The following is an 11,424-nucleotide window of genomic DNA, read 5'->3' on the forward strand; positions in this document are numbered from 1 at the left end:
CGGGCGGCGCCACCACGCGCGGCACCGCCCGCGACGGGTCAGCCGCCGAGCTGCGCGGCACCCTTCTTGATGTCCGCGGCGAACGCGCTCACCTCGGTGTACACGCCGGGCTTGCCCGGCCGCGCGCAGCCCTCGCCCCAGCTGACGATGCCGACCTGGAGCCACTCGCCGGCGTCGTCCTTGCGGAACATCGGGCCGCCGGAGTCGCCCTGGCAGGTGTCCACGCCGCCGGTGTCCAGCTTGCCGGCGCAGATCTCCTCGCCGGGCGTCAGGTCGGCGCCGTACGCCTGCTCGCAGGTGGCGTCGTCGATGAACGGCACCTCGGCCTTGAGCAGGTACCGCTGCTGCTGGCCGCCCTCCTTGTCGGCGCCCCATCCGGCTATCGTGAAGTCGCCGGTGTTGAACTTGTCGTCCTCGGCGATCTTCAGGGTGGGGAGGTTATCGATCGGCTTGGCGAGCTTGATCAGCGCCCAGTCCTTGCCCTTGCCGTCGTAGCCCGGAGCCTGCAGGACCTCGGTGGACTTCACCTTCACGGCGGCGGAGTCCTTGAGGTCCACGACGCCGGCGGTGGCCGTGATCGAGGTGTTCGGGCCGCTGCCGTCCACGCAGTGAGCGGCGGTCAGTACGACGTCCTTGGCGTACAGCGCGCCGCCGCAGCCCATCGACAGCCGCACCATGAACGGGAATTCGCCCTGCTTTGCGGGGGTGCCGCCGACGACCGTCGGGCGGTCGCCGCCGTCCCGGGCGGGGGTCTCCGCACTGGCCGTGCCGGGCTGGAGGCTGACGGCGGCGAGTGCCACGGCTCCGATGGCGGTCGCTCTCTTGATGTGCTTCAGGTAGCTCAACGGGCTTCCTTTCGTGGGGGGTTGCGCGCCAAAGACTGGCTGTCAATGACGGGCTCATGCCAACACCGGACCCGGTGTCCACCGCCGCGTGGAACAAGAACCGGCAAAAGAACCGGCGGCAAAAACGGCAGCGCACGAAAAGGCGTCCGGACCCGGTGGGGGCGAGCCCGTAAAGCGCCCTGTGATTATGTGGAACGCGCGACAAGTGTGACAAGAGTGTCCAGCCGCTCAATTCCCCTGCCACCGTGGGCAGTACGTCCCGTACCGTCCGGTCAGCGCCGCCCGTACAGTGGTCGGGTGGCAGTGGGAGACACCCGTCCCGGCAGCGAGGTCGTGCACGGCTATCCGCATCTGGAGACGGTCCGGGCGGCCGTGACCGCGCTGTACAAACGGATGTCGTACGACACCGTGCGCACCTTCGAGACCGCCGTGCCGCCCGTCGACGCGGCGTTCGGCGACGAGGAGGATCTGCACCTGGGCGTGGCGCGGGTGGCCCGGGCGATGGTGGCGCATCTGCGGCTGCCGGACGCCCGCATGATCGTCTCGTTCCGCGGGATGCGGCACGCGGCGCACGTCGAACTGACCGCGGGCCCCGAGTACTTCATCGAGCTCAACGACCGCTTCCGCAACCACCGCCGGGACATCGCCGCCGCGCTCGCGCACGAGGTGATGCACATCTACCTGCACCGCCTCGGCCTGTCCTTCCCCGGCACGCACGCCAACGAGATCCTCACCGACACCGCGACCGCCTACCTCGGCGCGGGCTGGCTGCTGCTGGACGCCTACCGCGAGCACGGCACGTCCTCGCAGAAGCTGGGCTACCTCACCCCCGAGGAGTTCGGCTACGTCCTCGCCAAGCGGGCGCTGTTCTTCGGCGAGGACCCGGCGCCGTGGTTCACCAGCCCGCAGGCGTACGACGCCTACCGCGCGGGGCGGCTGCGGGCGCTGCACGACACCCGGCAGCCGCCGCTGGCCGCCGCGGGCCGGGCCGACCGGTGGCGGTACGCGAAGGACCGGCGCGCCGCGCGGGTGCCGCGCCGCTCCCCCGGCCCGCCGCCGGACGCCGGCTACGCCTTCGACGGTCCGGGCCCGCTCCGCGTCTCCTTCCCGTGCCCGGTCTGCCACCAGCGCATCCGGCTCCCCGTACGCGGCCCCCTCCGCGCCCGCTGCGCCCTGTGCCGCACGGAGCTGGAGTGCGACACGTAGGAGCTGCGGGCGGCGGCCCGCGCCGGTGAGGCTTCGAGCGCGCTCCAGCGCCTAGGCTCGCCGGTATGAGCCCTTCCATCGCGACGAACAAGAAGGTCGAACTCCCCGAGCTGCTGGAGTTCGTCCGGCCCCGGCACCGTGCCATCCTGCTGACCCGCCGGTCCGACGGCACCCCTCAGGGCTCGCCGTTGACCTGCGGCGTGGACGACTCGGGGCGGATCGTGATCTCGACGTACCCGGAGCGTGCCAAGGTACGCAATGCGCGCCGCGCGCCGTCCGTCAGCCTGATCGTCCTCTCCGACGAGTGGAACGGCCCCTGGGTGCAGGTCGACGGGGAGGCCGAGGTCCTCGACGCGCCGGACTCGGTCGAGCCGCTGGTGGAGTACTTCCGCAACATCTCCGGTGAGCACCCGGACTGGGACGAGTACCGCGCGGCCATGATCAAGCAGGGCAAGTCGATCATCCGGATCACGCCCCGGCGCTGGGGTCCGATCGCCACGGGCGGCTTCCCGGCCCGGCTGGTGGAGGACGAGGGCTGAGCCCCGGCAACTGAATACATGTGCGGCGCCTGCCCTCACCGGTCGGGGAAGGGGCAGGCGCCGCATCTCTGTTCCGTACGCCGTTGTACGGGACACTCAGGGCCGTACGGGCATCACACCGCCAGGGCGCGGTCCGTCGGCTTGATCGGGGCGGGCAGCGAGGAGGCGCCGGTCAGGAAGCGGTCCACGCCCTTGGCCGCGGAGCGGCCCTCGGCGATGGCCCACACGATCAGCGACTGGCCGCGGCCCGCGTCACCGGCGACGAAGACGCCGGGGACGTTGGTCTCGAACTCGGCGTTGCGCGCGATGTTGCCGCGCTCGTCCAGCTCCAGGCCGAACTGCTCGACGAGGCCGTTCTCCTTGTCGGTGCCGGTGAAGCCCATGGCGAGGGTGACCAGCTGGGCGGGGATCTTCCGCTCGGTGCCGGGCTTCTGCTCCAGCTTGCCGTCCTTGAACTCCACCTCGACCAGGTGCAGTGCCTGGACGTTGCCGTCCTCGTCGCCCTCGAAGTGGGTGGTGTTCACGGAGTAGATCCGCTCGCCGCCCTCCTCGTGCGCGGAGGTGACCTTGTAGAGCATCGGGAACGTCGGCCAGGGCTGGCCCTCGTTCCGCTCCTCGCCCGGCTTGGGCATGATCTCCAGCTGGGTCACGGAGGCCGCGCCCTGGCGGTGGGCCGTGCCGACGCAGTCCGCGCCGGTGTCACCGCCGCCGATGACCACCACGTGCTTGCCCTCGGCGGTGATGGGGGGCGTCGTCAGGTCGCCCTCCTGCACCTTGTTGGCCAGCGGCAGGTACTCCATCGCGAAGTGGATGCCGTTGAGCTCACGGCCGGGGACCGGCAGGTCGCGGGAGGTGGTCGAGCCCGCGGCGATCACGACGGCGTCGTAGCGACGGCGCAGCTTCGCGGCGTCGATGTCGCGGCCGATCTCCGTCTCGGTGCGGAACTTGGTGCCCTCCGCGCGCATCTGCTCGATACGGCGGTTGATGTGCCGCTTCTCCATCTTGAACTCGGGGATGCCGTAGCGGAGGAGACCACCGATACGGTCCGCGCGCTCGTAGACGGCGACGGTGTGACCCGCGCGGGTCAGCTGCTGGGCGGCGGCGAGACCCGCCGGGCCCGAGCCGATGACGGCGACGGTCTTGCCGGACAGGCGCTCGGGCGGCTGCGGGGTGACGTCCCCGTTGTCCCACGCCTTGTCGATGATGGAGACCTCGACGTTCTTGATGGTCACCGGCGGCTGGTTGATGCCCAGCACACAGGCGGCCTCGCACGGCGCGGGGCAGAGGCGACCGGTGAACTCCGGGAAGTTGTTGGTCGCGTGCAGCCGCTCGCTCGCGGCCTCCCAGTCGTTGCGGTACGCGTAGTCGTTCCACTCGGGGATGAGGTTCCCCAGCGGACAGCCGTTGTGGCAGAACGGGATGCCGCAGTCCATGCAGCGCGACGCCTGCTTGCTGATGATCGGCAGCAGGGAGCCGGGCCGGTAGACCTCGTTCCAGTCCTTGACCCGCTCCTCGACGGGACGGGTCTCGGCGACCTCGCGGTCGTGGTTCAGGAAGCCCTTGGGGTCAGCCATTGGTCGCCGCCTCCATCATCTTCTCGTGGGTCGCGGACTCGGAGAGTCCGGCCTGCTCAGCGGCGTCCTTGGCGGCGAGCACTGCCTTGTACGTGGGCGGGATGACCTTGCTGAAGCGCGCGGCCGCGGCATCCCAGTCGGCGAGGAGCTTCTCGGCGACGGTGGAGCCGGTCTCCTCGTGATGGCGGCGCACCACGTCGTGCAGCCACTGCTTGTCGGTCTCGTCCAGCGTGTCGTGGACCGCGTCGACGAGCTCCTTGTTGACGTTGGCCTTGTCCAGGTCGATGACGTAGGCGAAACCGCCGGACATGCCGGCCGCGAAGTTGCGGCCCGTCTCACCGAGCACGACCGCGTTACCGCCGGTCATGTACTCACAGCCGTGGTCGCCCACGCCCTCGGAGACCACCGTGGCGCCGGAGTTGCGGACGCAGAAGCGCTCGCCGACCCGGCCGCGGAGGTAGAGCTCGCCGCCGGTGGCGCCGTAGGCGAGGGTGTTGCCCGCGATGGTGGAGTACTCGGCCAGGTGGTCGGCGCCGCGGTCCGGGCGGACGATGACGCGGCCGCCGGAGAGGCCCTTGCCGACGTAGTCGTTGGCGTCGCCCTCCAGGCGCAGCGTCACGCCGCGGGGCAGGAACGCGCCGAAGGACTGGCCGGCCGAGCCGGTGAAGGTGATGTCGATGGTGTCGTCGGGCAGGCCCGCGCCACCGAACTTCTTCGTCACCTCGTGGCCCAGCATGGTGCCGACCGTGCGGTTGATGTTGCGGATGGCGACCTGCGCCCGTACGGGCTGGGCCTCCTCCGCGGTGTCCGCGGCGAGCGCGTCGGCCGCCAGCTTGATGAGCTGGTTGTCCAGCGCCTTCTCCAGGCCGTGGTCCTGCACGGTGATCTGGTGGCGGACGGCGCCCTCGGGCAGCTCGGGCACGTGCAGCAGCGGGGCCAGGTCCAGGCCCTGCGCCTTCCAGTGGTTCACGGCCTGGGTGGTGTCCAGCAGCTCGGCGTGGCCGACGGCCTCCTCCAGGCTGCGGAAGCCCAGCTCGGCGAGGAGCTCGCGGACCTCCTCGGCGATGAACTGGAAGAAGTTGACGACGTACTCGGCCTTGCCGCTGAAGCGGTCGCGCAGCGTCGGGTTCTGCGTGGCGATGCCGACCGGGCAGGTGTCCAGGTGGCAGACGCGCATCATGACGCAGCCGGAGACCACCAGCGGGGCGGTCGCGAAGCCGTACTCCTCGGCGCCCAGCAGGGCGGCGATCACGACGTCACGGCCGGTCTTCAGCTGGCCGTCGGTCTGGACGACGATGCGGTCGCGCAGGCCGTTGAGCAGCAGCGTCTGCTGGGTCTCGGCGAGGCCGAGCTCCCAGGGGCCACCGGCGTGCTTCAGCGAGGTGAGCGGCGAGGCGCCCGTACCGCCGTCGTGGCCGGAGATCAGGACGACGTCCGCGTGCGCCTTGGAGACACCCGCGGCGACGGTGCCGACGCCGACCTCGGAGACCAGCTTCACGTGAATCCGCGCCTGCGGGTTCGCGTTCTTGAGGTCGTGGATCAGCTGAGCCAGGTCCTCGATGGAGTAGATGTCGTGGTGCGGCGGCGGGGAGATCAGGCCCACGCCCGGCGTCGAGTGCCGCGTCTTGGCGACCCACGGGTAGACCTTGTGGCCGGGCAGCTGACCGCCCTCACCGGGCTTGGCGCCCTGGGCCATCTTGATCTGGATGTCGTCGGAGTTGACCAGGTACTCGCTCGTGACACCGAAGCGGCCGGAGGCGACCTGCTTGATGGAGGAGCGGCGCGCCGGGTCGTACAGGCGCTCCGGGTCCTCGCCGCCCTCACCGGTGTTGGACTTGCCGCCCAGCTGGTTCATGGCGATGGCGAGGGTCTCGTGCGCCTCCTGCGAGATGGAGCCGTACGACATGGCGCCGGTGGAGAACCGCTTGACGATCTCGCTGACCGGCTCGACCTCCTCGATCGGGATCGAGGGGCGGTCCGACTTGAAGCCGAAGAGGCCGCGCAGCGTCATCAGCCGCTCGGACTGCTCGTTGACCCGCTCGGTGTACTTCTTGAAGATGTCGTACCGGCCCGAGCGCGCGGAGTGCTGCAGGCGGAAGACGGTCTCCGGGTCGAAGAGGTGCGGCTCGCCCTCGCGGCGCCACTGGTACTCGCCGCCGATGTCCAGCGCGCGGTGCGCCGGGGCGATCCCGGAGGCCGGGTACGCCTTGGCGTGCCGCTGGGCGACCTCCTTGGCGACGACGTCCAGGCCCGCGCCGCCGATCTTGGTGGCGGTGCCGTGGAAGTAGGTGTCGACGAACTCCTCGTCCAGGCCGACGGCTTCGAAGACCTGCGCGCCGCGGTAGGAGGCGACGGTGGAGATGCCCATCTTGGACATGACCTTCAGGACGCCCTTGCCGAGCGCCTTGATCAGGTTCTTGATGGCGGTCTCGGCCTCGACGCCGGGCAGGAAGGTGCCGGCCCGGACCAGGTCCTCGACGGACTCCATGGCCAGGTACGGGTTGACCGCGGCGGCGCCGTAGCCGATCAGCAGCGCGACGTGGTGCACCTCGCGGACGTCACCGGCCTCGACGAGCAGGCCCACCTGGGTGCGCTGCTTCGTACGGATGAGGTGGTGGTGGACGGCCGAGGTGAGCAGCAGCGACGGGATCGGCGCGTGCTCGGCGTCGGAGTGCCGGTCGGACAGCACGATCAGGCGCGCGCCGTCCTCGATGGCGGCCTCGGCCTCGGCGCAGATCTCCGCGATGCGGGCCGCGAGGGACTCGCCGCCGCCGTGCACGCGATACAGGCCGGAGAGGGTGACGGCCGTCATCCCCGGCATGTCGCCGTCGGCGTTGATGTGGATGAGCTTGGCCAGCTCATCGTTGTCGATCACCGGGAAGGGCAGGGTGACGCTGCGGCAGGAGGCCGCGGTCGGCTCCAGGAGGTTGCCCTGCGGGCCCAGCGAGGAGATCAGCGAGGTGACCAGCTCCTCGCGGATGGCGTCCAGCGGCGGGTTGGTGACCTGCGCGAACAGCTGGGTGAAGTAGTCGAAGAGCAGCCGGGGACGCTCGGAGAGCGCGGCGATCGGCGAGTCCGTGCCCATCGAACCGATGGGTTCGGCACCGGCCTTGGCCATCGGCGCGAGGAGGACGCGCAGCTCTTCCTCGGTGTAGCCGAAGGTCTGCTGGCGGCGGGTGACCGAGGCGTGGGTGTGCACGATGTGCTCGCGCTCGGGGAGGTCCTCCAGCTCGATCTCGCCGGCCTCCAGCCACTCCGCGTACGGGTGCTCGGCGGCGAGGGCGCCCTTGATCTCGTCGTCCTCGACGATGCGGTGCTCGGCGGTGTCCACGAGGAACATCCGGCCGGGCTGCAGGCGGCCCTTGCGGACGACCTTGGAGGGGTCGATGTCCAGGACGCCGACCTCGGAGGAGAGCACGACGAGGCCGTCGTCGGTGACCCAGTAGCGGCCGGGGCGCAGGCCGTTGCGGTCCAGGACCGCGCCGACCTGGGTGCCGTCGGTGAAGGTGACACAGGCCGGGCCGTCCCAGGGCTCCATCATCGTGGAGTGGTACTGGTAGAAGGCGCGCCGGGCCGGGTCCATGGAGGGGGAGTTCTCCCACGCCTCCGGGACCATCATCAGCACGGAGTGCGGCAGCGAGCGGCCGCCGAGGTGGAGCAGCTCCAGGACCTCGTCGAAGGACGCGGAGTCGGAGGCGTCCGGCGTGCAGACGGGGAACAGGCGCTCCAGCGTCTCGGTGGACTCGCCGAAGAGCTTCGAGGCGAGCTGGGACTCGCGGGCCCGCATCCAGTTGCGGTTGCCCTTGACCGTGTTGATCTCGCCGTTGTGCGCGACGAAGCGGTACGGGTGGGCCAGCGGCCAGCTCGGGAAGGTGTTGGTGGAGAACCGCGAGTGGACCAGCGCGATGGCGGTGGCGAAGCGGCGGTCGGACAGGTCCGGGAAGAACGGCTCCAGCTGCCCGGTGGTCAGCATGCCCTTGTACACGATCGTGCGCGCGGACAGCGACGGGAAGTACACGCCGGCCTCGCGCTCGGCGCGCTTGCGCAGCACGAACGCCTTGCGGTCCAGCGCCAGTCCGGTGTTCGCACCGTCCGCGACGAAGAGCTGCGAGAAGGCGGGCATGGTGGCGCGGGCGCCGTTGCCGAGCAGCTGCGGGGCGACGGGCACGACACGCCAGCCGAGGACGTTCAGACCCTCTTCGGACGCGATCGTCTCGATCTTCGAGACGGCGGCGGCCGCGTCCTCGGCGTCCGCGGGCAGGAAGGCGATGCCCGCGGCGTACGCGCCCGCCTCCGGGAGCTCGAAGGTGACGTTCTCGCGCAGGAAGGCGTCGGGAATCTGGAGCAGGATGCCCGCGCCGTCGCCGGAGTCGGGCTCGGAGCCGGTGGCGCCGCGGTGTTCGAGGTTCCGCAGGACGGTCAGGGCCTGCTCGACCAGCGCGTGGCTCGCCTCACCGGTGAGGGTCGCGACAAAGCCGACACCGCAGGCGTCGTGCTCGTTGCGCGGGTCGTACATCCCCTGCTGGGCGGGGCGCCCGTCCATGGGCGACCAGGCGGCGCTGGTAGCGCTGCCGGTGGTCGCGGAGTGCGTGGACGCGGAACGCATCGGCTCTCCCAACGTCGTCGTGGCATGTGCAGTGCCGAGGGACGACGTTGGCCCTCCGCGAAATTTTGCGTGCAGGTTACAGGATGACCCCGATCTCGTGAATCGGATAGGGGCTTCCAACATGCGGACACCGCCCACTTGGCGGTGGATCGAAGTACGCGGTGGGACAGATCATCGTCCGACAGCGCGGATCACCGTGAAGCGACGTTGCCTCCGGCGCCAGAGCCATATGCCCGCTGTACCAAACCTGAAACCGCGAAGTAACAGGTTAATTATGCGTCTGCACGCATAGGGCGTCACCCTACGGCGGTTCCGAACAGTGCGCCCAGGACGTATGTCACACCCGCGGCTGCGCCGCCGAGGGCCAACTGGCGCAGTCCGCTGTACCACCAGGACCGTGCCGTCACCCGGGCAACAACCGCACCGCAGGCAAAAAGTCCCAGGAGTGCGAGCAGCACGGCGGGCCACAGCGCGGAGGCGCCCAGCAGGTACGGCAGGACCGGCAGCAGCGCGCCCAGCGCGAAGGAGCCGAAGGAGGACGCGGCGGCGACCAGCGGCGAGGGCAGGTCGGAGGGGTCAATACCCAGCTCCTCGCGGGCGTGGATCTCCAGCGCCTGCTCCGGGTCCTTGGAGAGCTGCGCGGCCACCTCGCGGGCGAGCCTGGGCTCCACCCCGCGCGACTCGTACAGCGCGGCCAGCTCCGCCTGCTCGTCCTTGGGGTGTTTGCGCAGCTCACGGCGCTCGATGTCCAGCTCGGCCTGGACCAGCTCGCGCTGCGAGGCGACCGAGGTGTACTCGCCCGCGGCCATCGAGAAGGCACCGGCGGCCAGTCCGGCCAGGCCCGTGATGACGATCGTCTGCTGCGAGACCGAACCGCCGGCCACACCCGTCATCAGGGCGAGGTTCGACACCAGGCCGTCCATCGCGCCGAATACGGCCGGCCGCAGCCAGCCGCCGTTCACGTCACGGTGCGTGTGGTTGTCACGGTGGGCAACATGCGTCGAAGCCGACGCGTCCATGACATCAATGACGGACATAGGGACCTCTCCCTCCCTCGCGAGGTGTGGGCCGATGAGCGGCGCTTCCCCCTGCAACACCATTGAAGTTAGGCGCCTCACACCCCTTCGCGCTAGCAAGGAAGGCCGTACTTACCGCTCTGACCTGCGGCTTTACCGAAGCGATCATCCTGAGATCTGGATCACACACACGGTTTGGCAACCCTCGCGATCCGGCCAGTGCGACATCCCTCCGATCCGGCGGGATGTCCCCCTATTCGCGGCAAACCGGCCCTACCATCCCTCAGACGCGTACGCATCCGGACCGGCCGGCGGAAGGGCACGCACATGAGCACACCGCACGCCCCCTCGCCCCTCCCGGTCACCCCGGGTGACCACCCCGCCGAGCTGCGGGACCGGGGCCGCGGCGCGCTCCTGGGCCTCGCCGTGGGCGACGCGCTCGGCGCCCCCGCCGAGAACATGAAGCCCTCACAGATCCGCCGCCGCTGGGGCCGCATCGAAGGCTTCGTCGCGGAGGACCCGGCAGGCACCGATGACACCGAATACGCCATCTTCTCCGGCCTGCTGCTGGCCGAACACGGCTCGGCGCTCACCGTGGCGCACGTCGAGGCCGCCTGGCACCAGTGGATCGCCGACCTGGACGAGGGCCCCTTCCGCGGCGCCGGGTTCAGCGAACGCGGCACCCTGGAGAACCTCCGCCGGGGCCTGGCCGCACCGATTTCCGCCCAGCACCGTCATGCCTGGAGCGACGGACTGGCGATGCGGGCCGCGCCCTTCGGCGTACACGCAGCGGGCCGGCCCGCCGAGGCCGCCCGGCTGGTCGCGGTGGACGGCACGGTCAGCCATGACGGCGAGGGCATCTACGGCGGCCAGGCCGTGGCCGCCGGGGTCGCGGCCGCGATGGTCGCCCGGACCACCGACGCGGTCATCGCCGCCGCGCTCTCCGTCGTCCCCGAGGACTCCTGGACCGCGCGCTCGCTGCGCCGGGCGGTCGCCGCGGCCCAGCGCTCCCGGCTGGACCGCGGCATCACCCGCCTCGGCACCGAGCGCGCGGTGCGCTCCGCCGTCGTCATCGGCGGCTACCCCTGGACCGACCTGGCGCCCGAGGCAGTCGGGCTGGCCTTCGGCGCGTTCGCCGCCGCGGCCGGTGACTTCCCCGCCTCGGTCCTCACCGCCGTCAACATGGGGCGCGACGCCGACACCACGGCGGCGGTCGCCGGCGCCCTCTCCGGAGCGCTGGGCGGCTCCGCCGCCGTACCCGCCGACTGGGCGCGCGTGATCACCCCGGCGCGCGGCAGCTGCCTCCCCTCGATGGCGGGCTACCACGTTCTCGACATCGCGGACCTCCTGACACCCGCGGGCCCGGTGACGTCATGACCGCCTCGGGCCCGGACGGCGGCGCGGTGGGCGCCTTCGGCGCCTTCTCCCCGGACGGCGGCGCGGTGGGCGCCTTCCGCTCGGACGGCGGCGCTGCCGGGGGTGCCGCTGACCCGCCGCTGGCGGCTGCCGCGCCGTCGGGGCCGTTCGCGCAGTTCCCCGCGCCCCTGATCGGCCTCCGGCCTCGTCCTCAAACGCCGGACGGGCTTGATGTCCCACCCAGCTGCGGGCAATCGTGCCGCGAATGCGTGGGGGTCCCTC

At 71.0% G+C, this 11,424-nt stretch carries 7 protein-coding genes; 3 read left to right on the forward strand and 4 right to left on the reverse strand.

All coding sequences use genetic code 11. The annotated features are described in order from the left end of the window. Nucleotides 1-38 precede the first annotated feature (38 nt). Nucleotides 39-845 (reverse strand): serine protease, encoded by an 807-nt coding sequence (locus AB0I82_RS07990; RefSeq protein WP_363256283.1) that lies wholly within the window; start codon nucleotides 843-845, stop codon nucleotides 39-41. 303 nt (nucleotides 846-1,148) lie between these two features. Between AB0I82_RS07990 and AB0I82_RS07995 the strand changes: the two genes are divergently transcribed. Together AB0I82_RS07995 and AB0I82_RS08000 are read left to right on the forward strand one after the other, a co-directional pair. Continuing rightward, complete coding sequence (locus AB0I82_RS07995; protein ID WP_363256899.1) at nucleotides 1,149-2,051, forward strand: hypothetical protein; 903 nt, start codon at nucleotides 1,149-1,151, stop codon at nucleotides 2,049-2,051. 65 nt (nucleotides 2,052-2,116) lie between these two features. Then, a complete protein-coding gene (locus tag AB0I82_RS08000; protein ID WP_363256284.1) occupies nucleotides 2,117-2,590 on the forward strand; it encodes a PPOX class F420-dependent oxidoreductase in 474 nt (157 codons plus the stop codon). Between the two features lie 113 nt (nucleotides 2,591-2,703). Here AB0I82_RS08000 and AB0I82_RS08005 read toward each other — a convergent pair whose 3' ends face one another. The 3 genes from AB0I82_RS08005 to AB0I82_RS08015 form a co-directional block, all read right to left on the reverse strand. After that, entirely contained in the window at nucleotides 2,704-4,164 is a 1,461-nt protein-coding gene (locus tag AB0I82_RS08005; protein ID WP_363256285.1) for a glutamate synthase subunit beta, read from the reverse strand. Further along, nucleotides 4,157-8,707 carry a glutamate synthase large subunit gene (gene gltB / locus AB0I82_RS08010; RefSeq protein ID WP_363256900.1) on the reverse strand — a complete coding sequence of 1,517 codons (4,551 nt, stop codon included), beginning with the start codon at nucleotides 8,705-8,707 and terminating at the stop codon, nucleotides 4,157-4,159. Before gltB ends, AB0I82_RS08005 begins: the two co-directional genes overlap by 8 nt. A 359-nt stretch (nucleotides 8,708-9,066) precedes the next feature. Further along, complete coding sequence (locus AB0I82_RS08015; protein WP_363256901.1) at nucleotides 9,067-9,798, reverse strand: VIT1/CCC1 transporter family protein; 732 nt, start codon at nucleotides 9,796-9,798, stop codon at nucleotides 9,067-9,069. A gap of 315 nt (nucleotides 9,799-10,113) precedes the next feature. Here AB0I82_RS08015 and AB0I82_RS08020 point away from each other — a divergent pair, with 315 nt between their 5' ends. Then, the gene (locus AB0I82_RS08020) at nucleotides 10,114-11,163 is read left to right on the forward strand and encodes an ADP-ribosylglycohydrolase family protein (RefSeq protein ID WP_363256286.1); all 1,050 of its coding nucleotides are present in this window, start codon (nucleotides 10,114-10,116) and stop codon (nucleotides 11,161-11,163) included. The last annotated feature ends 261 nt before the right edge of the window (nucleotides 11,164-11,424 follow it).

Source organism: Streptomyces sp. NPDC050315, from assembly GCF_040655775.1.
Taxonomy (GTDB): Bacteria; Actinomycetota; Actinomycetes; order Streptomycetales; family Streptomycetaceae; genus Streptomyces.